This window comes from Pseudomonas frederiksbergensis, assembly GCF_003732665.1.
Taxonomy (GTDB): Bacteria; Pseudomonadota; Gammaproteobacteria; order Pseudomonadales; family Pseudomonadaceae; genus Aquipseudomonas; species Aquipseudomonas frederiksbergensis_G.
On sequence record NZ_MOBP01000012.1, the window covers coordinates 498,828 to 523,122 of the forward strand.

Annotated in this window: 22 protein-coding genes and 4 pseudogenes; 9 read left to right on the top strand and 17 right to left on the bottom strand. The window is 54.6% G+C overall.

Features of this window, described 5'->3' with window-relative positions; all coding sequences use genetic code 11:
- Positions 1 to 8 precede the first annotated feature (8 nt).
- Positions 9 to 746 (bottom strand): SDR family oxidoreductase, encoded by a 738-nt coding sequence (locus BK665_RS19475; RefSeq protein ID WP_123408264.1) that lies wholly within the window; start codon positions 744 to 746, stop codon positions 9 to 11.
- A gap of 101 nt (positions 747 to 847) precedes the next feature.
- Between BK665_RS19475 and BK665_RS19480 the strand changes: the two genes are divergently transcribed.
- Positions 848 to 1,756, top strand: a complete 909-nt coding sequence (locus BK665_RS19480; RefSeq protein ID WP_123408265.1) for an AraC family transcriptional regulator — start codon at positions 848 to 850, stop codon at positions 1,754 to 1,756.
- 93 nt (positions 1,757 to 1,849) lie between these two features.
- Here BK665_RS19480 and BK665_RS35385 read toward each other — a convergent pair.
- Positions 1,850 to 2,324: pseudogene (locus BK665_RS35385) on the bottom strand (IS5/IS1182 family transposase); the annotation flags it as partial.
- Positions 2,325 to 2,539: 215 nt separating this feature from the next.
- Between BK665_RS35385 and BK665_RS19490 the strand changes: the two are divergent.
- The gene (locus tag BK665_RS19490; protein ID WP_123408267.1) at positions 2,540 to 3,502 is read left to right on the top strand and encodes an amidohydrolase family protein; all 963 of its coding nucleotides are present in this window, start codon (positions 2,540 to 2,542) and stop codon (positions 3,500 to 3,502) included.
- A 329-nt stretch (positions 3,503 to 3,831) separates the two neighbouring features.
- Here BK665_RS19490 and BK665_RS19495 read toward each other — a convergent pair whose 3' ends face one another.
- Complete coding sequence (locus BK665_RS19495) at positions 3,832 to 4,695, bottom strand: aldo/keto reductase family oxidoreductase (protein WP_123408268.1); 864 nt, start codon at positions 4,693 to 4,695, stop codon at positions 3,832 to 3,834.
- 98 nt (positions 4,696 to 4,793) lie between these two features.
- On the opposite strand from BK665_RS19495, the gene BK665_RS19500 reads away from it, so the two are divergent.
- A complete protein-coding gene (locus tag BK665_RS19500; RefSeq protein ID WP_123408269.1) occupies positions 4,794 to 5,711 on the top strand; it encodes a LysR family transcriptional regulator in 918 nt (305 codons plus the stop codon).
- Here BK665_RS19500 and BK665_RS19505 read toward each other — a convergent pair.
- The 4 genes and pseudogenes from BK665_RS19505 to BK665_RS19520 form a co-directional block, all read right to left on the bottom strand.
- On the bottom strand, positions 5,678 to 5,842 hold the full coding sequence (locus tag BK665_RS19505) for a hypothetical protein (RefSeq protein WP_185076570.1): 165 nt from the start codon (positions 5,840 to 5,842) through the stop codon (positions 5,678 to 5,680). The two genes, BK665_RS19500 and BK665_RS19505, sit on opposite strands and share 34 nt — an antisense overlap.
- Positions 5,843 to 6,174: 332 nt before the next feature.
- Entirely contained in the window at positions 6,175 to 6,567 is a 393-nt protein-coding gene (locus tag BK665_RS34905) for a helix-turn-helix domain-containing protein (RefSeq protein WP_259699630.1), read from the bottom strand.
- A 129-nt stretch (positions 6,568 to 6,696) separates the two neighbouring features.
- Positions 6,697 to 6,957 (bottom strand): annotated as a pseudogene (locus BK665_RS35390) (AraC family ligand binding domain-containing protein); the annotation flags it as partial.
- 118 nt (positions 6,958 to 7,075) lie between these two features.
- On the bottom strand, positions 7,076 to 8,731 hold the full coding sequence (locus tag BK665_RS19520; protein ID WP_221179263.1) for a carboxylesterase/lipase family protein: 1,656 nt from the start codon (positions 8,729 to 8,731) through the stop codon (positions 7,076 to 7,078).
- A gap of 396 nt (positions 8,732 to 9,127) precedes the next feature.
- Between BK665_RS19520 and BK665_RS19525 the strand changes: the two are divergent.
- Together BK665_RS19525 and BK665_RS34640 are read left to right on the top strand one after the other, a co-directional pair.
- Positions 9,128 to 9,585 (top strand): annotated as a pseudogene (locus BK665_RS19525) (transposase); the annotation flags it as partial.
- Between the two features lie 566 nt (positions 9,586 to 10,151).
- Positions 10,152 to 10,358 (top strand): hypothetical protein, encoded by a 207-nt coding sequence (locus BK665_RS34640; protein WP_221179265.1) that lies wholly within the window; start codon positions 10,152 to 10,154, stop codon positions 10,356 to 10,358.
- Between the two features lie 82 nt (positions 10,359 to 10,440).
- Here BK665_RS34640 and BK665_RS19535 read toward each other — a convergent pair whose 3' ends face one another.
- The 4 genes from BK665_RS19535 to BK665_RS19550 form a co-directional block, all read right to left on the bottom strand.
- Positions 10,441 to 11,874 (bottom strand): aldehyde dehydrogenase family protein, encoded by a 1,434-nt coding sequence (locus BK665_RS19535; RefSeq protein WP_123408272.1) that lies wholly within the window; start codon positions 11,872 to 11,874, stop codon positions 10,441 to 10,443.
- A gap of 105 nt (positions 11,875 to 11,979) precedes the next feature.
- A complete protein-coding gene (locus BK665_RS19540; RefSeq protein WP_123408273.1) occupies positions 11,980 to 13,290 on the bottom strand; it encodes an aspartate aminotransferase family protein in 1,311 nt (436 codons plus the stop codon).
- A gap of 126 nt (positions 13,291 to 13,416) precedes the next feature.
- The gene (gene araD1, locus BK665_RS19545) at positions 13,417 to 14,412 is read right to left on the bottom strand and encodes an AraD1 family protein (protein ID WP_123408274.1); all 996 of its coding nucleotides are present in this window, start codon (positions 14,410 to 14,412) and stop codon (positions 13,417 to 13,419) included.
- Between the two features lie 205 nt (positions 14,413 to 14,617).
- Positions 14,618 to 15,598, bottom strand: a complete 981-nt coding sequence (locus BK665_RS19550) for a glycoside hydrolase family 88 protein (protein ID WP_123408275.1) — start codon at positions 15,596 to 15,598, stop codon at positions 14,618 to 14,620.
- Positions 15,599 to 15,930: 332 nt separating this feature from the next.
- Between BK665_RS19550 and BK665_RS19555 the strand changes: the two genes are divergently transcribed.
- Positions 15,931 to 16,980 carry a LacI family DNA-binding transcriptional regulator gene (locus tag BK665_RS19555; RefSeq protein ID WP_259699639.1) on the top strand — a complete coding sequence of 350 codons (1,050 nt, stop codon included), beginning with the start codon at positions 15,931 to 15,933 and terminating at the stop codon, positions 16,978 to 16,980.
- Positions 16,981 to 17,068: 88 nt separating this feature from the next.
- On the opposite strand, the gene BK665_RS19560 is transcribed toward BK665_RS19555, so the two are convergent.
- The 3 genes from BK665_RS19560 to BK665_RS19570 form a co-directional block, all read right to left on the bottom strand.
- Positions 17,069 to 17,839, bottom strand: coding sequence for an amino acid ABC transporter ATP-binding protein (locus BK665_RS19560; protein ID WP_123408276.1), 771 nt, complete (start codon positions 17,837 to 17,839; stop codon positions 17,069 to 17,071).
- Positions 17,836 to 18,489: an amino acid ABC transporter permease gene (locus BK665_RS19565; protein WP_123408277.1), complete on the bottom strand. Its 654-nt coding sequence runs from the start codon at positions 18,487 to 18,489 to the stop codon at positions 17,836 to 17,838. Before BK665_RS19565 ends, BK665_RS19560 begins: the two co-directional genes overlap by 4 nt.
- Before the next feature lie 106 nt (positions 18,490 to 18,595).
- Positions 18,596 to 19,468, bottom strand: coding sequence for a substrate-binding periplasmic protein (locus BK665_RS19570; protein WP_185076572.1), 873 nt, complete (start codon positions 19,466 to 19,468; stop codon positions 18,596 to 18,598).
- Between the two features lie 884 nt (positions 19,469 to 20,352).
- Between BK665_RS19570 and BK665_RS19575 the strand changes: the two genes are divergently transcribed.
- Positions 20,353 to 20,874, top strand: a complete 522-nt coding sequence (locus BK665_RS19575) for a GNAT family N-acetyltransferase (RefSeq protein ID WP_123408279.1) — start codon at positions 20,353 to 20,355, stop codon at positions 20,872 to 20,874.
- Between the two features lie 5 nt (positions 20,875 to 20,879).
- On the opposite strand, the pseudogene tnpC reads toward BK665_RS19575, so the two are convergent.
- The 3 genes and pseudogenes from tnpC to tnpA form a co-directional block, all read right to left on the bottom strand.
- A pseudogene (tnpC, locus tag BK665_RS19580) lies at positions 20,880 to 22,405 on the bottom strand (IS66 family transposase).
- Positions 22,406 to 22,454: 49 nt separating this feature from the next.
- The gene (gene tnpB, locus BK665_RS19585; RefSeq protein WP_185076574.1) at positions 22,455 to 22,790 is read right to left on the bottom strand and encodes an IS66 family insertion sequence element accessory protein TnpB; all 336 of its coding nucleotides are present in this window, start codon (positions 22,788 to 22,790) and stop codon (positions 22,455 to 22,457) included.
- A complete protein-coding gene (tnpA, locus tag BK665_RS19590) occupies positions 22,787 to 23,104 on the bottom strand; it encodes an IS66-like element accessory protein TnpA (protein WP_123408281.1) in 318 nt (105 codons plus the stop codon). The genes tnpB and tnpA overlap by 4 nt, the downstream gene beginning before the upstream one ends.
- Before the next feature lie 253 nt (positions 23,105 to 23,357).
- Here tnpA and BK665_RS19595 point away from each other — a divergent pair, with 253 nt between their 5' ends.
- Both BK665_RS19595 and BK665_RS19600 read left to right on the top strand, forming a co-directional pair.
- A complete protein-coding gene (locus BK665_RS19595) occupies positions 23,358 to 23,579 on the top strand; it encodes a ribbon-helix-helix protein, CopG family (RefSeq protein WP_123408282.1) in 222 nt (73 codons plus the stop codon).
- Positions 23,580 to 23,917: 338 nt separating this feature from the next.
- Positions 23,918 to 24,268: a hypothetical protein gene (locus tag BK665_RS19600; RefSeq protein WP_123408283.1), complete on the top strand. Its 351-nt coding sequence runs from the start codon at positions 23,918 to 23,920 to the stop codon at positions 24,266 to 24,268.
- Positions 24,269 to 24,295: the final 27 nt, after the last annotated feature.

Below are 24,295 nucleotides of genomic sequence, written 5' to 3' on the forward strand. Positions count from 1 at the left end.
TTCGCCTTCTAACTCACCAACGCTAAGGCATCTGCGCCGGCAACGATGCGTATAGGTGAACCCAAGTCATTTGCGGCACGCCAAACCGCTTCAGTTACGTCTTGAGTTTCAGTGACTAAGGTTGATTGCGACCACTCGGTAAAGACGCGCTGCGCAAGATCGGTGTAAGCCTCTGGAATGCTGCCTTGTATTCGAGGCTGCGCATTTTTACCGAAGTCGGTCTCGGGTGCGCGGCCCGGTAGCACCAGACTAACCCGAACATTGAACGGCTCAAGCTCCAGTGCCAGTGACTCAGTGAACGCATTCACCGCTGCCTTGCTCGCGGTGTATACGCTTAGCAGCGGCAATGACCTTATCGTTACGCTTGAGGTTACGTTTACGATAACCCCGCCTTTACGCTGCCGGAATTGCGGCAGCACCGCCTGAATCATCGCCATGGTGCCAAAGGTATTAGTTTCAAAGATGCTACGGATCGCTTGCATCGAGCTGCCCTCGAGGGCGCCCAGCAAACCAATCCCGGCGTTGTTGACCAGCACATCAATTGGCCCTGCGGCCCCTACAGCTTGTTGGATACTGTCCGGGTCGGTCACGTCTAGAGCGAGCACACGAAGGTGCTCGGACGCTCCAATAATCTGCACATTGGGCGTGCGCATAGTCGCGACAACCTTCCAGTTTCGCGCGAGAAAATACTGGGCGGTGGCCAGACCGAAGCCGGAAGAGCAGCCAGTAATCAGAACAGTTTTCATGGTTTAGTTTCCATTCGGTGATTGACAGGACTGTAACGATAGGCTCTCGTGTCTGGACTTAATATCATTGACGGTCCGCCAATCTTTCGCAGGAGTCCAAGATGTTCGATCCGCTCGCAGAGGTAGTCACTCTGCTGCAACCGGGCGCCTCTTTTTCCAAGATTGTCAGTGGCGCCGGAGCTTGGCGTGTGCGCCGCACGGAGTTCGGCCAACCCTTCTACTGCGCAATTCTCGAAGGCGGGTGCCGGCTGTCAGTGGCAAGACAGCTACCGATTACCTTGCAGGCCAGCGACTTTGTGCTAATACCGGCCGCCTATGATTTCACCATGACGAGCCTTGAGCCGATGGCAGACGAGGACGTCGATACCCCGCCTGTTGAAGTACGCCCAAGGGATATTCGTGTTGGCACACCCGGCGACAAGGTCGATGTTCAATTTCTGGTGGGCCATTGCACATTCGGTTCGCCGGATGCGGCCTTGCTGGTATCGCTGCTACCGCAGCTGGTGATCGTTCGCGGTGAGCGACGACTGGCGACGCTGGTAGAGCTGGTAGCCGAGGAAGCGCGCGCACAACGTCCAGCGCGGAATGTGATTCTGGCGCATCTGTTGGAGGTATTGTTCATCGAAGCCCTGCGCTCAACCACGAACACTGCCGCATCGCCTGGCCTCCTGCGCGGACTCGGCGACGAACGCTTGGCAGTGGCAATACGCCTGATACACGAACATCCCAACCGACCCTGGACTGTGGCGCAACTCGCCAAGGAAGCTGCCCTCTCGCGCTCGACTTTCTTCGAACGCTTTACCCAGGCGTTAGGCATGGCTCCAATAGCGTACCTGTTCTCGTGGCGTATGGCGTTGGCCAAGAACCTGCTGCGTCGTCAGGACGACAGTATTACCGAGATCGCCCAACGGGTCGGTTACAGTTCAGCGAGCGCATTCAGTGTTGCATTTACCAGATATACGGGGCTTCCACCTGCAAGGTATTCGCGAGAGGGATCGTTGTGCGAATGATTGCAAAAAAAACAGGTCGTTCTTACTGGCGTAGTGCTAACGGATATATGTACCCGCTCATCTCTTCAACGTCGGGGCGCGTTACACGTAGAATCACAGTTTCTCGGCGGCCAGCGTGAAATTATCAGCCGCAACGCGCATCCCACTTAGTCGCAAGCGATCCAGTTTCAGGATGCGCTTGAGGGTGCGAAAAACATTTCGACCGTCTTACGTCCTTGGCGAGAACGCATTTACTCCAACGTCGCTGCGATGCGTTGAGCCTCATCACGAGCGGCCTCATGGACGTTGCGAGGGATCTTGCGAATCGAAGTGTATGGATAGAACTTAGCTTTCAGATGATGGAGTTGGCTTTGGTTGAGGTGCGAACGCTCGTTTTTGAGGACTCGCCAATAGGTCCGCTATGCGCTTTCGGATGGTCAGCGGTATCCCTCAGCCTCCTCGTTCCAGCGGAAATCCCCGATCGAAAACTGTCGTGCTAGCGCTCGGTTTTGCCCCAGACCCGCACATGCGGCTCGATGTCTTTTTTCTCCACCATCCAGACCAGCATCGGAGCTGTACCGTAACTGCTTACAGCATCATGCCTCAGATCGCGCGCTGCAGAGAAAATAAGTGTCGGAAGGAAATTGGACAACGCCAAACGACACTGGAAAAGTCGCCAAACCTATTAGCGAATAAACTCTGTAGGCATTGGCCTAGAGTCGGCAACGTTGGCCGCAAGTCATTATTGTTTAACGGGCAGCCAAATTCTAGCATGGGGGACCGCCAACACTTCCGGAGTTAATTATGCAAGTCAATCAATGGATCGACGTTCACGCGCACTTTACTCCCCCCATGACTGCAGAACAGAGCGATGCACGTTGGGCTGCAATGCAGAAAGCTGACTGGGTCGGGACCAAGCCTGACGACTGGTCACCGCAGGCTGCACTTGCCTATATGAACCGGGCCGGTATCGCTATGCAGATGCTTAGCAATATCCCTGCCTCGCTAGAAGCGCTGCGCGCCTCCAACGATTACGGTGCACGTCTTGTGAAGCAGTACCCAACAAGGTTCGGCTTGCTGGTTGCCCTCCCAACTGACGATCCACAGCAGGCGTTGGAGGAAATTCGCCGTGGTGCCGACGAGTTAGATGCTGATGGTTTTGCGGTGACGTTCTGCTACAACGGCGTCTATCTCAGCGACCCAAGCCTGGAGCCAGTATGGGCCGAACTGAATCGACGTCGCGCACCGGTCTTCGCCCATCCTAATGCCTACGCGCCGGGCTCCTTCGGACGCCCGAGCCCGGTGATCGAAGTGGCATTCGAAACCACGCGCACCGTGGTAGATATGTTGTATCGCGGAGTATTTCGCCGCCATCCCGACTTCAAGTTGGTGCTTGCCCACTGCGGTGCCGCCTTGCCAGCGTTGTCGGGTCGATTACTGCTGCTGGGCACCGAACCCTGGGTGCCAAACCCACAAAATATTAGCCAGTCAGAAATGCGCAAGCAACTGGGCGCCTTGTATGTCGACACAGCAATGACCGGCTCGGTGCATACCATCGCGCCTGCAATGGCGATGACCGGCTGCGAGCACATCGTCTACGGCTCCGATTGCGGCGTGCCGTGCACCCGTGAAGGTACTGCTCTAGCCAATCTGCAGGCGCTGATGGATCATTCCGGACTGTCGCCGGAGCAGGTCGAGCAAGTCGGACGTAACGCACTCGCACTATTTCCTGCGGCCGCTAAACGTATGCATGAGGCTGAGTTATAGAAAACCTTATTCGGCGCAATCTAACACGCCGCCAGCGCGCTTCGACTTTCAGAATCCCTATGTCGAGGCCTGGCAGGGTTTTGTTTGCATGAGCGATGCGCCATGCGTTGGTTATGAAGAAAACCTTCTTGGGCCAGGACGTTGATCGCAGCGCCAGTGCCGCCGCGATTCAGCAGGCCAAGGTTGTGGCAGACAGTCTTTACCGCTGAAAATCAGTTGGATGGTCAGGTAGCATCGTCCAGTCAACCACTGATGATCACCTTATCCTAAGCCCTGAAAAGCGGGATCACGCCGTCGCGGATCCCGTCAATCAGCTCGCGCCATTTCGCCTACGCCAATTTATCCAGTTCTGCCAACAGCTGCGGCGCGATAACCAACTCGCTCGCCGCCAGATTTTCCTGTAAGTGCGCGACCGAGGACGTGCCGGGGATCAGCAATATATTGGGCGCACGCTGCAGCAACCACGCCAGTGCGACCTGAATGGGTGAAGTCTCCAGGCGAGTCGCTACATCAGTCAGCGCTTGTGACTGCAGCGGTGTGAAGCCGCCCAGCGGGAAGAACGGCACGTAGGCGATGCCCTGCGCGCCCAATTCAGCGATCAGTGACTCGTCATCCCGATGGGACAGGTTGTAGTGATTCTGCACGCAGACAATCTCGGCAATTCCCTGCGCCTGCTGCACTTGCGTCGGGGTCACATTGCTGACCCCAAGGTGCCGGATGAGGCCCTGACGCTGCAGCTCTGCCAGCGCCGTGAATTGTTCTTCGATGGACTCGTCGCCCGGCGAGTGCATGTTTCCCCAGGCGCGATAATTCACCACCTCCATCACATCGAGCCCTAGATTTCGAAGATTGTCGTGCACCGCGCGGACCAGTTCGGCCGGTGTTTGCGCCGGGTTCCAAGAGCCATCACTGCCCCGCTGAGCGCCGACTTTGGTCACGATCACCAAGTCATCGGCATACGGGTGCAAGGCTTCTCGAATCAGTTTGTTGGTGACATGCGGGCCGTAAAAGTCCGAGGTATCAATGTGATTCACCCCCGCTGCTACCGCTGTCCGCAGAACGGTAACCGCTTCCTGTGGGTCTTTGACAGGTCCGAACACGCCCGGGCCGGCTAACTGCATCGCACCGTAGCCCATCCGGTTTATGGTCCGGGCGCCCAGTGCAAAAGTACCTGCTTGGCTTGCATGGCTCATGTCATCTACGCCTTCAATGTGTGAAGGCTCACTATAGGCATTGACGACTGCGCTGATAATCTGGTGGAATCTGCACAGGCCGTACGGATAAGCGAACAATGGCAACGGATATTCAGGATTTGTTGGCCTTCGTGGCCGTCGTAAACGCTGGCGGATTTCGCGAGGGCTCTCGGGCCAGTGGAAAATCGGCTTCAAGCCTAAGCGATGCAGTGCGGCGCATTGAAGCGCGTCTGAGCGTACGTCTGCTCAATCGAACGACCCGCAGCGTGGTGCCGACCGAGGCAGGGGCGCGTTTGATGGAGCGTATCGTGCCGGCGCTTGGCGAGGTTGAGTCCGCGCTGGATGTGGTCAACGACTTCCGCGGCCGCCCCTCCGGCACCTTGAGGCTTAACGTCCCCATCAGCGCGGCACGCCTGACGTTGCCGGCGATCATCACGCCTTTTTTGCAAACCTATCCGGATATTCGCCTGGAGGTGGTCGCCGATGAAAGCTTCGTCGACATGCTCGCGGCGGGTTGCGACGCGGGTATTCGCTACGATGATCGCCTCGAGCAGGACATGATCGCCGTCCCCATCGGCCCACGATTTCAGCGCTTCGCCACTGCGGCAGCTCCGTCCTACCTGAACGCCAGAGGTCGCCCCGAGCATCCACAGGACTTGCTCGAACACGCTTGCCTGCGCGGCAGGTTTCCCAGCGGCGCCATGCCGCTTTGGGAATATGAACGTGACGGCGAAATTATCCGCATCGACCCTACCGGGCCTTTGATCGTCAGGATTGGCGGCGCGGTCGATTTGGCGGTACAGGCCGCCATCGATGGCTTGGGGATTGTTTATCTGTTCGAGGACTGGCTGCAACCTTACCTGGACAGCGGCGCACTTGAGCCAGTGCTCGAACCTTGGTGGCAGCGTTTTACCGGGCCATTTCTTTATTATCCCGGACGCCGCTACCTGCCCTCCCCGCTTCGGGCATTTGTAGACTTTATTCAAGCAGACGCGCCAGGCCGGACGAACCGATAGAGGGTCACGCAGTAGAACAACAGCGCCAGCGCCGCCAGCATGCCGACCACCACCAATCCGAACAGGCCGCCGACCAAAATCCCCAGCAGTGCTCCGGCGCCAATGCCGACGTTATAGATTCCCCAACACATCACCAGGCACCCAGTGACGCGCCAACTGCCATAACTACGAGTAATTCCAGAAAGGTGGCTGCACATCGTCAGACCTGTAAGGCCCAACAGGGAGCAAGAAAGCACAACACGAAGGGTGCAATTGAGGGAGCAAGATAATAATCCTTCCCCAAATTGAGGACAGCTGCATAGACGAACCTAAGCTACTTGGCCGAGGCTCACGTAGGTATCATCAGCACAAGACGGATCGAGGAGAAATGACATCTCCTGAGCCCCCCCTATGGCAGCATTACCGAAAACTTCAACACTAGTGTAGACCTTAAAAAAGCGTCCCAGCGACTACCTAGGGGGCGTTAAGCTCCACCACGCGTGGCTCGCCGCATGCGGTCCGGGCTACTGCCCATAAACTGGTGGAACATGGCAATAAAGGCTGAAGCATTGTTGTAACTCAAGCGCCGAGCTATTTCTTCAACTGAAACTCCTCGGTCCAATAATGACAGTGCTGTTGTCAGCTTGAGGCGTTGGCGCCATTCATGAAAGGAAATACCCGTCTCGGCTTTCCACCACCGCGATAGCGTTCGTTCGGTGGTGCCGACGATCTCCGCCCATTGGCCCAGCGCCCTCCGATCACCTGGTTCCAACTGGAGGGCAGTTATAATGGTTGCAATCTCAGGAGTGTTCGACAGCGGCAAATAACTGTCGAACCGAGGAGCCAACTGCAATTGATCGATCAATACGTCGGACAAACGCTTGTCCATCGAACTATGAGGCAGGTTAACGCAGCGAATCTCCAAGTCTGTCGTTATTGCCTTGAAAATGCTACTGAGTAGAAGTGTACAAGGTTGGTCCGGCAATTCGGAGCATCGGCTTAGTTCCACGTAGAGCGCAGCGTAGCAAATGTCCTGGTTGACGCTAGAGTGGTGTTCGATATCAGGCGGTATCCAGATGGCGTAGGCCGGGGGTGAAAGAAAAGACTTGCCCTCTATTGTCAATTCTACGACGCCACTGATGGAGTAAAGTAACTTTCCCCATGGAAACCTTCGCGATGGAAAGTGGGTGCCCGCCGGGAAGTCAGCGATTCGAAAAGAAATCGGTTCCGGTGGAAGGCCGATCAATCCGGTTTGCTCCGATGGCATGCCTTCTACTCACTCGCCTTTGCTTTCCATCAGTATTATACATGGGGCGGCCATTTTCCAGCCTGACGCTACGCTACTCACTTAAAGACTCGGCACGCGAGCGTCAGAAAAATTGAAGCTAGTGTTCGGTCTGCTGGGTTTGCCGAAGGTTCGCGACCAACAATCTTTCAAGCGCGAGGACTCCCGAAGCACCACCCCCTTCAACAGCCAGTTTTTCTCTACTGAGTAGATCACTCACCGTCCTGACTTCCTCGCCAAACCAAAGGATATTGGGCTCCTCGGCCCGATACTCAAGCCAATCACCATCGGCAGCTCCGGTAGCAATGAAGCTGGAATAGTGCCGCCCCATTTGTGCTGACGACTGCTCCATGGCATTGCGATCAATACCTTCAAAAGAGGGAAAGCAGGCCAAATCTAAGGCAGTCATATTACGAAATAGGAAGGGTATATTTCCGGTGTGAACAGCGCGAAGTTCGCCGCCTACACCTGGTAAGTCAAACGAGAACTGGTAGACGTATGTCCGGGCGCCCTGTTTCGACAAATTGTCGGCAATGGCAAGAGAGGGGTACTTGAAATAGACGAACGACATGATATCGGAAAGACAATGCCCCTCAGGATGGCCGGGATGCAGACGCTCGTAGCACTCCAATACTTTACTGGCTTTGTCAGCGAATATCTGCCTCAGGACATTCAAGACATCTTCCCTGCTGCCCTCCTTAACTGTCTTTGAGTGACCACGAAAGAACTGCCATTCGTCCTTGGCAAAGCCAATCATCACCTCCGCTGGAGGTGCCGGAAGTGCTTCGGTCGATAACCGGATCGCGGGAGAAACCTCGACAAGGGGGCCACCTGCCACCGCACCCAAAGGGCGCCAAGCGATGGCCATGTCCGCCGCAAAATAGCGCCCCATGATGTTTTGTACAGCCAACAAACGCTCGGGATCAATGTGCGCGAGCTCACTGATATCGGTGAGGCCGAGCAGCTCAATATACTTTAACGCCACCCACTTGGCTTCTGGCAACTGCTGTGTGCACCAAGGGTTGAAAGGTGTAAGTGACTGAAGAATTGCACGTCGATACAGGCCGGCCGACTCGCTCATGCAAAGTAGATGAGATACCGCAGTAGCTCCCGCTGACTCGCCACCGATGGTGATGTTGTCTGGGTCACCACCGAAAGCCTGAATGTTATGGTGGACCCAACGAAGAGCTGCCAGTTGGTCCTGAACCCCGAGATTGATCGCCTCATTAAAACGATCATCCAGCAGACCGAAATGAACCCAACCCAACGCTCCCAACCGATTATTGGGTCGCACAACAATCATCCCGGTTTCCCGCGCCAGGTTCTCACCCCGCTCAAGTACGAAGGAACCTGAACTAACGACGTTGGCGCCACCGTGATAATACACATAGACCGGGCAGCCCGCCTCAGGCTTCTGCTCGGGGACCCAAATATCAAGATACAAGCAGTCTTCGCTGGCCAAGGGCTGTTCGTATGTTGCACCCACATAAGGAGGCCAGGCCATCAATCCCGTAACACCTGGATCCATCTGCGCGATATGTTCCTGCACCCGTTGCTGATTGTTCCGATTGGTCTGCAATGACGCAGGGCTGGCAAATTTCGCATTGCGTATATCGGTCCATGGAACTACCGGGCGCGGAGCTTTGAAGCGAAGATCACCTACGGGCGCAGCAGCGTACGGCACACCTCTAAATACAGTAACGCCGTCGATCGTTGATCCCATCAGAGGGCCATCTGCAGTTTGTATGATTAACATAGAGCGCTCCATAAAAATTATTTGGCAAAGCGAAACCAGACCTTCAGCTGTCAAATCGACATAAACTCAACTTGATAGCTTCGGAGGCATCGGCTGGTATATCAGTGGAGCCAGGAACTCCTGACAAGGTGTTGCTACAAGAGTAGGAGCACCCCTCATTGGGCACAACAAGTACTATCTGCCATTGATGCCGAGTCGAAGCCAAGCAGCCGTTTGTGAGGGTCGCTAATGTCATTACAAGTCGAATTGATACTTCGCAGCTCTAACCTTTTGAGAAGTAATTGCTCTGCAATTTAAATGCGACCTAGCGGAGTCTTTTTTAAGTATTTTAGAAGGGTGTCCTGAAGTTTGTGTAAACGGTCATTAGGCGCACACTGCCGTTCCCAAGAAGTCTCAATGACCGAGCCCAAGCGCACCAAACGAGTCAAACCCGATCCTGAACTGGTAAAGCTGACCGACAGCCTGTTGGCCAATTCCCGAAAACCCGAAGATCTGATCGGCGAAAATGGTCTGCTCAAACAGCTCACCAAGATGCTTGTCGAGCGGGCCCTGGAAGCTGAAATGACCTCGCGCCTTGGTCATAACAAGAGCGCCGCAGTTACAAACGCTGAAGGAAATGCTCGCAACGGGCACAGCGGTAAATGCTCAAGGGAGATTTTTGCGAGGTGCCGCGGGAGATTCCCCGTGACCGCCAAGGCATGTTCGAGCCCCAGCTCATTTCCAAACATCAGACACGCTGGACCGGCTTCGACGACAAGGACATTTCGCTGTACGCCCGAGGGATGACCGTTTGGGAAATCCAGGGGCATTTGCAGGAGATGTACGGCACCGCGGTCTCCCCCAGCCTCATCTCGCGACTTGATCGACACCGGTATCGCAGCCATCGAAGCTGAGCTTGAAGCGCTGCAACCGACGCCCGTTGAAGGCAAAGCTCGCCACCAGCCCAAGCGAGCTGCACTGCCAGCACAGTTCCCTCTCACCGGCCCTCCGTCCACGCCGCAGTTCGAGGAAGCATGGCAACGGGGTTATCTCCGGCTGGGATCGAGCCGGGCCGGATGCTGTTCGTTCGGCGTCAAAGGCAAGAAGCACATACGGGTGTGGAGTTGCCCAACGGCTGCTGCGGCCGACACAGCGTCGATATCGCGCTCAATTTTGGTCACCGCTTTCACTGACACCAAAGTGAACATCGAAATCGCCCCGTTTGCTGCCTTGATCGGAATGGTAATGCCGGAGCGGATTCCGAAGTGGGCCGCTGGTATAGAAGGCTCGCTTCGCTTTGGAGAGGCGAGGTACTTCCTGGTTTGCACTCCAAGTAAACGTCTGTCTTAAGGACTTCGAGCGTTTGCCAACGGGATCGACGGCCTAAAAATTTCGCTGGAAGTAGGTCGAGCGCCATTCGGGATGATAGTTGGACGCAGCAATGCGTATGGCCGAGCCGGATGTACAGATAAGCGTATCCGCTGAAGCCAGCTTGGTCGGTGAAATCCGCAAGGGCTTGCTAGAGGTCGCTTTCGTCGCCCTTTGTTGCAGCGAGATCTATAAGCTTGTCCAGCCAGCCCTGCATATAACACTCAGTTTTGATGGTCAGGTGGAACAGGTTAAGGGAGCCTCCGGACGTTTATTATAATCGCCTGACAAAAGACTTAGTTTGCATCATTGCGATTATGAACTGGGCAATTGATCACTGCGCGTGCTTCCAGCGCCAAAGGTCACGATTGCGTATATGCGGTTTTGACTACGGTAAAAAACTCGGCGGCATATTTGCCCTGTTCGCGCGAGCCGAAGGAGGAAGCCTTACGGCCGCCGAATGGCACGTGAAAATCGACGCCGGCCGTCGGCAGGTTGACCATCACCATGCCGGCTTCCGAATTGCGCTTGAAGTGCGTTGCATGCTTCAGGCTCGTCGTGGCGATCCCTGCCGACAGGCCGAACGGCGTGTCGTTGGCCATGGCGAGCGCTTCCTCGTAATCCTTGACCCGGATGACCGAGACGACCGGGCCGAAGATTTCTTCGCGGCTGATGCGCATCTGGTTGGTGGCTTCGGTAAACAGCGTCGGCTGCAGGTAGAAGCCTGGATTGTCGCGGCTGATCGTCTCGCCGCCGAAGGCTAGCTTGGCGCCTTCCTGTTTACCGATAGCGATATAGTCGGTGTCGATGGCAAGCTGGCGCTCATCGACGACCGGACCGATATGGGTGCCAGATTTCAAAGCGTCATCGACCACCAGAGTCTTTAGTTTCTCAGTGAGTGCAGCCACGAACTTGTCGTGAATGCCTTCAGTGACGATCAGGCGCGAAGAGGCCGTGCAGCGTTGGCCGGTCGAGAAGAAGCCGGAATTGGCTGCTGCCTCGACAGCGACGGTGAGGTCGGCATCATTGAGAATGACCATCGGGTTCTTGCCACCCATTTCTAGCTGGAACTTGCGGTTATGCTCGATCGAGGCGGAGGCGACGCGTTTTCCCGTGCCGGTTGATCCAGTAAAGGTGATCCCGGCAAGATCCGGGCTGTCGAGCATGGCCTGGCCGACGACCGAGCCCTTGCCCATGACGAGGTTGAGCACGCCCTTCGGCAGGCCGGCGCGATGAAGGATATCGACGATTGCCCAAGCGCTGCCAGGCACCAGTTCGGCCGGCTTGAAGACGACAGTGTTCCCGTAGCAAAGCGCTGGCGCGATCTTCCAGGCTGGAATAGCGATCGGGAAGTTCCACGGCGTGATGATGCCGATGACGCCAATGGCCTCGCGGGTGATCTCGACGCCGATGTTCGGGCGCACCGACGGAAGCACTTCGCCGGCAAGGCGAAGCACTTCGCCAGCAAAGAAATCGAAAATCTGCGCCGAACGGATGGTCTCGCCTATCGCTTCAGGCAATGTCTTGCCTTCTTCGCGGGCCAAAAGCATGCCAAGCTCGTCCTTGCGAGCAAGGATTTCGTCGGCAGTCTTCTTCAGAATGGTATGACGTTCGAGGATGCCCGAGCGCGACCAGGCCGGGAAGGCAGCCTTGGCAGCGGCGATGGCGGTCCTCGTGTCATCGCCGCTTCCCGTTGCGTAAAGCCCGACCACATCCTTTGTGTTGGAAGGATTGATATTCGGGACTCCGTGTCTGCCGACCCATTCGCCTGCAATCAAGTTTTTGTATAGATGCACAGTCTGTCTTCCCTTTAAATTCGCGTGCAGTTTGACGCTGCGCCACGGGGGCGGTTAGATAAGAAGTCTCTGTAAAGACTTGGCGCCTGTTGCGGCATAGGGCATTTAGCTGGAGTGTACGGGTTCAAAACTTTCGCTCGCGATGAGCTGAGCAACCTCGCCAAACGCCCTCAATGTTTGCTGCACATCCAACTCGTCATGAGCGAGCGAAATATAGAATTTGCTGTCAGCTTTGAGCACGCCTCTTTCGAGAAGCAACGAGTTAAACTTACGAGCAATGGCACCATTTGACGAAAGCGTCGCACGATAGTCATCAATTTTAGTGCTATCGGTAAAGTAGACATCGAACATAACGTCTTCCCCCTTAACGACTGCGGGAATCTTCGCCTCTGCAAGGCTTTTCTCCAATCCAGCGCGGATTCTGTGGCCTGTAGCACGTATCTTCTCGTAGGCACCTGGACGCTTCAAAATATCGAGCGTCGCAAGTCCCGCGACCGCTGCTATTGGGTTGCCACTTAACGTCCCAATCTGAGGCAGGTATGCTTTCGAGCCGGACTTCGCGCTGTCGAAATGCGCCATGATCTCTTCTCGCCCTGCGATAGCAGAGAGCGGATACCCTCCGCCGACTATTTTACCAAGGGTGCATAGATCTGGGATTACCCCATAATATTCCTGAGCCCCACCGTAGGCCAGACGGAAACCTGTGACCACCTCGTCGAAGATGAGCACAATTCCATATTCGGATGTTATGTCGCGCAACCCCTGCAAGAAACCAGGAGACGGCGGTAGAAGGCGCTGCATGGGCTCCACAATTACCCCTGCAAGATCCTCATGGTGTTTGTGGATGAGGTCCCGCGCAGCGCCAATATCGTTAAAGGGCGCGACAATTATCTCCCCTTGAACGGATGCCGGGATGCCTGCTGAATCGGGTATTCCATGCTCAGAATTGCTTGCCCGGGTGGGCCACAAACTCATCAAGGCATAATCGCTCATGCCATGATAACCGCCCTCGAATTTCAAGATTTTGCTTCGCTTGCGGTAAGCCCTCGCCAGGCGCATCGCATATGCGTCCGCTTCTGTGCCAGTGCTTGCGAAACGCACTTGATCCGCGCATGGTAAAGCATCCGCGATTACGGCTGCCAGCTTGATACCATGCTCGTTATTGACGAAAAAAGTAGAACCACGGGCTATTTGCCCCGTCACCGCCGCATTTACTTCAGGATGCGCATGGCCCACAACCATGGGGCCGGAACCCAATAGAAAGTCGACATATTCGTTGCCACTTACGTCCCAAACCCTGCCACCACGACCTTCACGCATAATGATGTCGCTTGCCATGTTACCGAACGAGCCGGCAGGCATAACTTTGCCGGCGATCTCCCTCAGTTGCCGTTCTTCGATGCCATCGTTCGCCATGGTTGACCTCTCTCATTAATTTGAAAGCTGCTAACTCGTCACCGCTCGTGTGCGATGCGCGGGTCTCTGAATAGGATCGGCGTGCAATCGTCTGGTTAACTTATGACGATTTTGCACGCCGTTAAATCAAAGCTCGTTGACCTCAAATTTAATTGTTTCGGATGCGCGCATGGTGTTTCGGAGAGGTGTACCGAATAAGGGCACATCAATTTCGAAACGGTCGCCGGAGCGCGTTTCCAGGCCGCTGGCGCAGCTCAAAACCGCTGCTCCAAAAAAGTAGGCATGCAGATCGCCCGGACGGCGGAACATGTCGTAGCGAAAATGATGATGTTCGAGGTTGTGGATCGAATGAGACATGTTGCCTTCGCCACTTACGAACTCGTTAGACCATATTGGAACGCCATCTCTAACGATCCGGATGTCGCCACGGACATCGTCTGGCAGGGAGCCAATCAGCAACTCCGGGCCGATTGAACAAGCCCGCAGTTTTGAATGTGCCAGATAAAGATAATTGATTGCCTCAGTGACCTGGTCTGAAAACTCGTTGCCAAGAGCAAAGCCAAGCCGCCAAGGATTGCCGTCCGGTCCAATCAAATAAAGGCCCACGATCTCTGCCTCTTCGCCGCCAGCCAGCGCGAACGACGGTAGAGGTAGATCAGCTTCAGGAGCGACAACGCATGTGCCCACGCCTTTGAAAAACCACTCAGGTTGAACGCCTATCCCCTTATCAGTGGGCTTTCCACCCTCGATGCCCATTTTGAATATTTTCATTGAATCGGTCATCGGGGCGTCTGTCTCTCCATGAGACAGCTCATGCATCTTGTCTCGTGCGTCGGCGCTGCCAATATGTGTGAGGCCAGTTCCGGTGATCCAAAAGCGCGCGGGTTCTGGGTGGTCGAGCGGAGATAAAAGACGGCCTTCCGCAATGAGCGACTCAAGATCCACGGTGGTGTCGCTAACGCGCGCGTCAACCGCCTCAATGAGCGACTGTCCATTTATGATCGCGTCCCAAGCCAAACCGTACACACTCTCAGTGCCATGTAACCTATAAAAAGTGCTGGAATCGGCGGTCACGGCGACTCTTCGATCACCGGTTTTTTCTTTGAACTGAATCAGTCTCATAGTTCTTTCCCTTATCGATTTGAATACAGATGCACAAAGAACGAAGCTCGGAGCAGGTGGAACTGACGCGTTTTTGCATTGGTACATTTAAAATTTAACGTTAAATCTAAATGCTAGTGTGCCCCACCATCGATGATTGATGCCTACAGCACGATTTGGAGGCCACGGCGACTTTTGCCGCCATGGCCAAGACAAAATGCGTACTTTACTTGTCGTCCATCCATTCCAGGCCAGCCAAGGCCATAAAGCCTTGCCCCCATGAATACACACCCACGGGAACCATCGAATAATGCACGAGGTCACCAGGCCACGTTTCACCAGAAACTTCGGTTAGGTTCCCCGCTTCGTCAACTTTCTCCAAGCAAGACTGGAAGGCACGATCGGCCAATGCAGAATATTTCGCGTCCAGAAAACCTCGCTTTGCCCCCCGCCGGAACGCTAGGGCGATCATGATCGACGCTGAAGGCTCCAAATAGGTTTCGGGCTGGTCGAGAACGGTGTGCCATTGGCCGGTGGCGTTCTGCAATTCAGCAAGTTTTGCAGCTTGTTTGCTAAGCACGTTACGCAGGATCGCGGCGAGTCCTTTCTCAGTTTTCAGATCGGTGAGCATTTCGACCATGACGAGTGTGGCCCATGCATTCGAGCGAGCCCAAAACCACTGCGAGTTCTGGTTGATGAGGTCGTAATAAGCGTGATGGAACAACGCATGTTTGGCATCCCAGCAGGACAGAAGGTAAGCAATGGACTGTTCTGCCGCCCACTCGGAATAACGTTCCTCGCCAGTTACTTTCGAGAGGGTCGTGAGGAACGGCGCGATCTCATACCAGTAGTCGACCCACACAGGGGTCTGCTTTGACTCTTCGTGTACGCCATGAACACTTCTTGGAAGGGTTTCCAACATCTTAGCGACGCGCAGTGCGAGCTCTAAAGCTGTCTTATCGCCGGTAGCCTGATGAACGGTGAGGGCTGCGAGGCCGGGCATAACATGGCGCACGCCAGATGGCTGGAAATCTTTGTGAGAGTGGATCCAGTTGACTACGGCAGACATAAGTTCTGCGTCACCAAGTTTCACTGCTGTTTCGGCTACCCCGTGCCATGCGACACCTTCGCCCCACTCCCAGGCATCGTAGCCGAGCTGGGTTGTCCGCTTAGCGATTTGGCGGGTGATCTCTCTAAGATTAGTCATTGGTTGGAATACTCCTCTGTTTGCGACGATGCCGGGCAAATCGTGAGCTGGCCTCAAGCCAGCCTTTGGCCCGCTTTGTATGGCTGCTGTAAAGCCAAAACAAGTGTAACGTTAAACATGAGTATAAGGGATATTTTTAAAGCGGCAAGACGAAAAATTTAGGAAACGGAGGGATTTTCTGATTTGATGAGATGGTGGATCCATTGTGACGGCAATAAACACATAGCTGACCAGGAACTTGGGGCTTTCCCGAATTTTCCAGGAATGACAGCGTCAGTGCATAAAGAAGGTAGTTGATTTTGAGAAAAACCAAAGCTCCAGCGTCTTCGGAAGTGTCCCCAGATCCCACGCAGGAAGCACGTCGACCACGAGCTACAATCCGTGACGTCGCTACTGCTGCCGGTGTCTCTCCGATGACGGTTTCAAATTTTGTAAACGGCAAATTTGCGTCCATGAGCCCAGAAACCCGAGCACGAGTAGAGCAGCACATAGAACGATCGGGCTACCGTCCGCATTCGATGGCCCGTAGCCTTCGATTGTCCGAGCGACTGACTATTGGCATGATCGTCTTCAGTGATGTGCCAACATATCTGTCGGACCCATTCACAACCAACCTTGTAGCGGGACTAAGCAACTACCTCAATGCACGGGGATACGGCGTTTTGATACAGGGTGTCGATCCAAAGAGTTTCAAAACATCTTCCGTTGTCCGCGATATCCGAACTGACGGTATTTGCACGTTTCTATCAGGGAGTGACGCCCAGCGGCAGGAGGATATCGAGATACTTCTCGACTTGAACCAGCCGGTTGTTGCGTTCCAGGAAACACTACGGTTTCCTGATCGGGATCTTTGCATCGTTCGACAGGATGATCGTAATGGAGGCCGCATTGTCGCTAAGGAAGCTATCTCCGCTAAAACGAAGCGAATCGTCATTATTCTTCCTAAGGTTCACTGGCCGGCCCTTATCGAGCGATCTAAAGGTTTTCGTTCTGCCATCCGTGACAGCGGGATAGATGCAGTGGTGCGCGTGCTAAAATGCCAAGAAAATTCTTTTCAGGACATACAGGCGATGTTGGCTCGCGAAATAGAGGAGTACGGCGTCCCAGATGCTGTCATGGCAGGCAATGACCACATAGGCATCGCTGCAGCAAAGCTACTTCTTGACCGAGGTTATAAAATACCGGCTGACGTGACGGTGACGGGCTTCAACGCCTTTGATTTTTGGCAATACACTGATCCAGTTCTCACGACCGTGAGGTCCCCAGCATATGAGATGGGTGTAAGAGGCGCAGCTGCCTTGCTGGATCGACTACGTACCGGAGCTTTTGCCGAGCCCGAGATTGTTTTCGCGGTAGACCTATTACGCGGGGGGTCAACTTAACGTGAGAACATACATTCTCACGTTAAGTTTTTGAACGTGGTAAGCAGGAGTTATTTCACCAGCCGATCAAGCGGCTTTTAGATCCACGCTACACGTTTATGTCTGCACCAGCCTGGTTAAGCGGGGTTTTTTCCAAGACTGCACGCAAGAACTGCTGCAGTCGAGGGTGTTGCGGATTGGCAAAGATCTGCTCGGGCGGGCCCTGCTCGATGATAACGCCACCGTCCATGAAGATCACGCGGTCGGCCACTTCGCGCGCAAATCCCATTTCGTGTGTGACAGCCAACATTGTCATGCCTTGGCGCGCAAGATCTCGTATAACCTCTAACACCTCGCCGACAAGTTCGGGATCGAGCGCGGATGTGATTTCATCTAGTAGCAGCAGCTTAGGAGAGACAGCGAGACATCGTGCAATTGCCACGCGTTGTTTTTGTCCTCCCGAGAGTTGGGCGGGGTATGCGTTTTCTTTCGCGGCCAAACCAACTCGGGACAGAAGTTCGCGAGCGGTTGCTATTGCCTTTTCCTTTGGTATGTTGAGCACTTGAACTGGCGCCTCAATGACATTCTCCAGCACCGTCATATGTCCGAAGAGATTGAAATGCTGGAATGCCATTCCCATGCGTGCACGGATGCGCCAAAGTTTGCCGTCATCCTTCACTTCTTCCTGGTCGAATACTATCCTTCCACCAGAGGGACGCTCGAGCCAGTTGATGCAGCGCAGAAGAGTACTTTTGCCAGAGCCACTTGGGCCAATAAGGGCGATGGTTTCGCCTTCTTCAACGTTGAGATCTATTCCTCGTAGAACCTTCAGATTGCCAAAGGACTTTTGAAGATTTTCAATGCGTAGTAAATCGGTCATTGTGGTGGTCTCCTGCGCTCAAGATACGTCGCTAGCCGCGAGAGCGGGTAGCATATGGCGATATAAAGAATGCCTGCCATTGCGTAGATCTCCATGCTTCTGAAGGACTGACTAGCAGCGTCATAGGATCTATACATAATCTCCGGCACCGTAATAGTGAGCGCCAAAGACGTGTCTTTGATTAGGCCAATCATAAAATTTGCGAACGGTGGCATTATAAGAACCATTGCCTGGGGCAAAACGATCCTACGCATCACTTTTGCTGGCTTCATACCAAGACTGATTGCTGCTTCGACTTGACCACGGTCTACAGACTCAATGCCGGCCCGGAAGATTTCAGCGAGATATGCACCACCCATGAATCCGAGAGTAATGACCGCGGCTGTGAAAGGTTCGAGAGTCAGACCATAGGACGTGAGGCCGAAATATACGATAAATATCTGCAAGAGTGCAGGTGTCCCACGGATGACTTCAACATAGACCGTAGCCGGGAATCTTATACCAATGTAAGCGGATCGCCTCATGAGAGCGGCGGTTAGTCCAAGTACAATGCTGATCGCAAGCGCCAGCGCGGTAAGTTCGAGCGTTGTGATTGCGCCGCCAAGTATGTACGGGAAATACCGTACCGCGAGGTCATAAAAGCTTTGCATTGAGGTTACCTTTAGGTAACAGGCTTAGAGCGGACATAGGTCACGAGGGGTATTATCCCCCTCGTTATCCGCCACTTCCTGAGTAAATTTCATTGTTGTCGTTCTGTTACTTCTTGCCGGTCAGATAGCCGGGGTTAGACAAACCATAGCTATCCAGAATTTTTTTGGCCTCACCATTTTCGCGCATCGTCCTGATCTGCTGGTCGAACGCCTTGATCAGACTCTCTGACCCATTTTTTGCGAAAACGTAATAGTTGGCGGGGAGCGTGTCACTGCCAAGGTATTCTGGTGGAATGTATTCGACGACTTTGAAGTCATAATCTGGGTTTTGCTTCGCCGCGTAGTCGAACGAGTAACCCCACCACAATGCGGCATTGATTCTGCCAGCTTTGAGATCGAGCAGCATTGGATCGGCGGCGTCGTACTTCTTGATATCGCCGATCCCGAATCTTTTCTGAAGTTCGGTGGCTTCAGTCTCCTGGGCAGATCCACGTGTTACGCCAAGAACCATGCCCTTCATGTCAGGAAACTTTTTGATGCCATCATTCTTTTTTGACGTGATGAGAACGTCCATCCCATACCAAAATGGCTCGGCGTTGTATGCAGCTACCGCTGCGCGTTCGGGCGTCTTGTAGAGGGCGGCGATAACATCGACACGCCCAGATTCGACGGCGGGTACGAGTGAAGCATGATTGAGAAGGATCGGGTCGACCTCTACGCCTAGTGACGCTGCAAGTGCCTTTGTGTAGTCGGCGTCGATCCCTTTCCATTCCCCAGTGTTGATGTCAATCCACGCTTCCGGCGGGATCGAGAACGTACCGACGCGGATGAACCCCCGGGCTTTGATTTGCTCCAACAGATCGGCAGCTCGCACCTCACTATAGGACGCTGCAAAGAACGTAAGGCCCATAAATGCGGCGCTCAAAGTGAGCAGCGTCCTTCGCAACAGTTTTTTTCGTTCGCTCAATTTATTATTCATGTCGCTCCTCACTCCGCCATTGATTGGCGGTGGTTTAACGTTACACCTCATTAAAAAGTTGTCAACAGCTCCTAAGGAGCTTTAAGTAAATTCCAGCACGCCGACATTTTTAAGTGGGAGATCTTTAAACCGTGCGGGGCCTCATATTCGGTTCTTAAGACCTTGAAAGTGCGTAGGTTTCGAATTGGCCAAGCGCTAGCTGCGCCGCCCCTGCTCCATTGCGGCAACATTTCGCTTTCACCGTCAAAACCTGGTCGCGACGTAAGGGCCCGGTCGCGAACAATTGTCGGCGTTAAACGGGTTTGTCGATCTCATCCTTCCGGCACTGGTCACCGGCGCGAATTTAGAGATTAGAACCCGCTCTTTTGGGCGATTTGTCGTCAGTCGGCCAGAGCGTAGTGAAGGCTATCGAGCTCTTGATGTCGGAAGAGTACGAGCGCACTCGCTGATTCATCAGATGAGCGCCCAAGAGGTAAGCGTCTGCCCAACACACCTTGCGTGTTTAAGCGGGCACCCAATTGTGTGGTAACAGCTCAGTAATTTCACGCGCCCGCTGCATCGGCAGACGCGTAATAATGTCCTTCAGATAGTAAGCGTCTGGTGAAGTCGTCTGGACAAAGCAAATGGTCTAAATACGATCAGATTTCACTAAAGAGCGACTCGCCAGTTTGCATTTTCGGTTATTGACACAGTGCTCAAATTTCCAGATTATCAATCAATGCCCCCTACAAATCTCGTTAGCATGATGCGCCCCTTGATGACTGCCTTTGGCGGGCCATAGGGCGATGCGCGCTTAGAGCAGAAGCATTGACCAGAAGCCCCGCCAGAAATGGAAGGGGCTTTTTCATTCCCCTTCCAAATCATTGATGACAAGGAGAGTGAAGATGCTGTTGATTCGCCCAGCCAAACGTACTGACGCCGAGGCCGCTTTTGATATACGCCTCCAGGCGGTCCGGCATCAATGCATTACTGTCTATACCGCTGAGCAAGTAATGGCGTGGACTGATGTGCCGCTCACAGACCGATATCGGGCTTGGGTGGAAAAGGAGTACCACGTTGCCTGGTTGGGCGAGACACCGGTCGCAACAGGTCTGATTGATTTCCAGTCTGGAGAGATAGGCGCTATTTTCGTTTTGCCTGCATTCATGGGACAGGGGATTGGCAAGGCAATGCTCCTATACCTTGAGCGACTGGCCTTTAAAGCCGGAATCGTCGACATCCATTTAGATGCTACCCCTAACGCAACCGCGTTCTACCGTCGGTGTGGCTATCACGGAGATAATCAAGCTATTTATACCTCGCCCTCCGGTCTTGAGCTGGCTTGTACACCGATGCGGAAACAGTTGGCCAGTGAAGAGCTAATGGACGTCACGCGGGCGACAAGCAGGCTGCCAAACTCAGGCTGAGTAAGTCAGTCCGGCATCCATTGATGCGGCAGCAGATGCTCAATCTCACTGGCTTTCTGCGTCGGCAACCGCGTCAGCACATCTTTGAGATAAGCATACGGATCATGCCCATTCATGCGTGCCGACTGGATCAAACTCATGATCGCGGCCGCTCGTTTGCCGCTGCGCAGAGACCCGGCGAACAACCAATTGGAGCGCCCAAGCGCCCAAGGCCTGATCGTGTTCTCGACAGGGTTGTTGTCGATGGGCACGGCACCATCACCCAGGTAGCGCGTCAGCGCTACCCAGCGTTTCAGGCTGTAGTCCAAGGCCTTGGCCATCGCCGAGCCTTCTGGCACAAGCTCGCGTTGAGCCAGCATCCATTCATGCAACTTTGCTGCGACGGGAACCGCTATTTCCTGACGTAATCGCCGGCGGTCTTCATCGTTCATTTCTTTGGCTTGCCGCTCGATCTCGTACAGGCCGCCGATTGAGTGCAGTGCCTGTTCGGCCAACTGGCTTTTGTTTGCCACATGCAGGTCAAAGAACTTGCGGCGAGCGTGGGCCATGCAGCCGATTTCGGTGATGCCCAGCTCGAAGCTGGCCTTGTAGCCCGCGAAGTCATCGCAGACCAGCTTGCCGTTCCACGTGCCAAGGAAGTTACGTGCATGTTCGCCAGCACGGCTGGGGCTGAAGTCGTAGACCACCGCCTTCAGTACCGAGAACGGCGTGGTGCAATAAGCCCAGACATACGCTCGGTGCGTTTTCTTCTCGCCGGGGGCCAGCATCTGCACCGGCGTTTCATCGGCATGCACGACTCGCTGGGCGAGTACGACTTCCCGCAGTGCATCCACCAGTGGCTGGAGTTGCACGCCAGTTTGGCCCACCCACTGAGCCAGTGTTGAGCGCAGGATCGCCAGGCCTGCACGGCCAAAGATCTTTTCCTGCCGGTACAGCGGTAAATGGTCGGAGAACTTGGTCACCATCACATGGGCCAGCAGACCGGCAGTAGGGATGCCCTTGTCGATGACTTGGGCGGGCACCGGCGCCTGGATCAGCGTTTCGCACTGGCGGCAGGCCCACTTGCCACGTACATGCTGCTCAACGGTGAACACGCCCGGTGTGTATCCAGCTTTTCGCTGACGTCTTCGCCGATGCGCTGAAGCTGGCAGCCGCAAGCGCACTGGGTGTTCTCTGGCTCGTGACGAATGACGGTGCGTGGGAACTGCGGCGGCAGCGGCGCGCGCTTGGGCTTTTGGCGGGTTTCGTCTGGCGTCGGGGCAGGACGAAGCGCGTCCAGTTCTGCCTCAATGGCCTCAAGGTCGGTGTTGAGCAGGTCATCCAGCAAACTGCCTTGAGCTGGGCTGATCTGCTCGCTGCGTTTGGCGAACTTGTGGCGTTTGAGGATGGCAATTTCGTGAGAGAGCTGTTCGATGATCGTCTCGTCACGATGGATCTTTCGACCCATGGTGTCGACCTTCGACAGCAACTGCGCAGCGAGTGCGCGCAGTTGGTCGGGTGTCATTTGGTCGAGATTGGGCAAGGAAGTCATGCCGTGGATTTTACCAAAGCAACTCATCCGACACAGCTCAAAGGCAGGACTAAACTACCGTAATCACGCCGTTCACACCTACACGCTGCCATGGCAAACCGAGCACCAGCGCGTGCAGTTGTTCAGCGTCGAGTTCGACTACCAGGCCGCGATGAGTGCCAGGCCAGTGAAACTTGCCTTGGTTCAACCGGCGTGCGGCAAGCCAGATGCCCACGCCATCATGCACCAGCACCTTCATCCGGTTGGCGTGGCGATTGGCAAACAGATAAGCGCTGTGCGGCTTTGCCGCACCGAACACCGCCACCACGCGGGCCAGCGCAGTCTCGGTGCCAGCGCGCATGTCCATGGGCGCGGTCGAGAGCCAGATGGCGTCGATGCGTATCATTGCGAGAGGCTGCGAATGAAGCGTGCGCAGCCGTCCGGGTCGGAGATGGGCCATTTGACCGTGATAGATTTTTCGCCCAGCGGCAATGCGATAATTACCGCTTCATCAGCGTGCCGTTTAGGCATCGGTTGCAGCGGCACAAACGCGGGAAGTGGCGCGACGGGTTTATCGCGGTAAATCGGCAACCACTTGCGAATTACGTTGGTATTGATGCCGTGGCTGATGGCGACGCTGGAAACTGAGGCGCCGGGTTGCAGACATTCCTGAACGACCTGGGCTTTAAAGGGTTTGGGGTAAGAGCTTAGTTGGCGCATGGAAATCCTAGCGATAAGGGTGATCGCGTCCGCTTAAAATAGGCGGACACCATTGCCCTTAACTCTGGATTTTTGAAGGTGTGTTTGCTGGCCGCTTACTTCAGATAGGCATATGGATCTTGAGCAGCCGCTCGGCAATGTCCGTTTTCGGCCCAGGCTGTGTGAAAACGTTTCCCCCACGTGACCTAAGTTTAAGGTGCACACTGCAAATTGCGGTACAACATCCATCAGCCTATTGCTAAGGAGTAGTGCCATGCCCAGCTTAACTCTTAACCTGTCAGAAGAGATCGACGATGCCCTCAACGACATTGCGAAGCGCAATGGAATTACCAAAGCCGAAGCGATACGGCGTGCCTTTGCTCTATTGGTCATAGCAGACAGAGAGAAGCAGAAAAAAGGGGGCTTCTCTCTCGGCATCGTCAGAGAAAGAGACGATCACACTCTTGAGGCTATAGGCCGCGTGGTGGGGCACTGATGGGCAGTCGCACTGGCATAGGTGAAAATGTCATCGTCTGTCGAAAAAGCCTTCAGGGGTTTAAACTCTACATGCCTCCGGCCCCTAAGGAGCAGGATCATGACGAAATCCGAGCTTGAACAGCATAAAGAGCAGACCCAACTGTTCTATGAGCAACAACGCGCCATACAAGCCAGGTTCAGGGAGGAACTGTTATCCAGGTCCAGCGAGCAACTGAAGTATCCCTACGGGCCCTGGCGCGAGGTTTTGTTTTATCCCCTAGCGTAGGCCATCGGCTTGATATGCATCGGCGTATTGCTTGGTTATGGGCTGGCCAAGCTTGTGCCTATGCTTCCCTGATGGCTCTGGCCGCCCAGCCGTGGCGAGTCACTGCCCTGCCCGTTGATAAAAATCTAGACTGGGCTCTCAATCTGCAAATTGCTCTCGGCATTCTTGCAAGGAGTCAACTGGTGGGGCAAATCGTTGCCTTCGCGAGGATCCCGGACTTGGTCATTCGTACCATCATGCTGTTGTGCTCTGCTATCAGAAAATATCGCCTTGAGCCGAAAGAATTGCCGAATTGCTTGATCAAACACGATTCTCCGGCTATCCGCGCCGATGGAATCAAGCTAATAATCACAGCCGGACGTTTACCGCTGCATTCTCGGTCGCAGCCGGAGACCTTAGTGATGTCCCGCAAAAATAATTAATCCTGCGTTAGGCAGCTATCGGCCCAG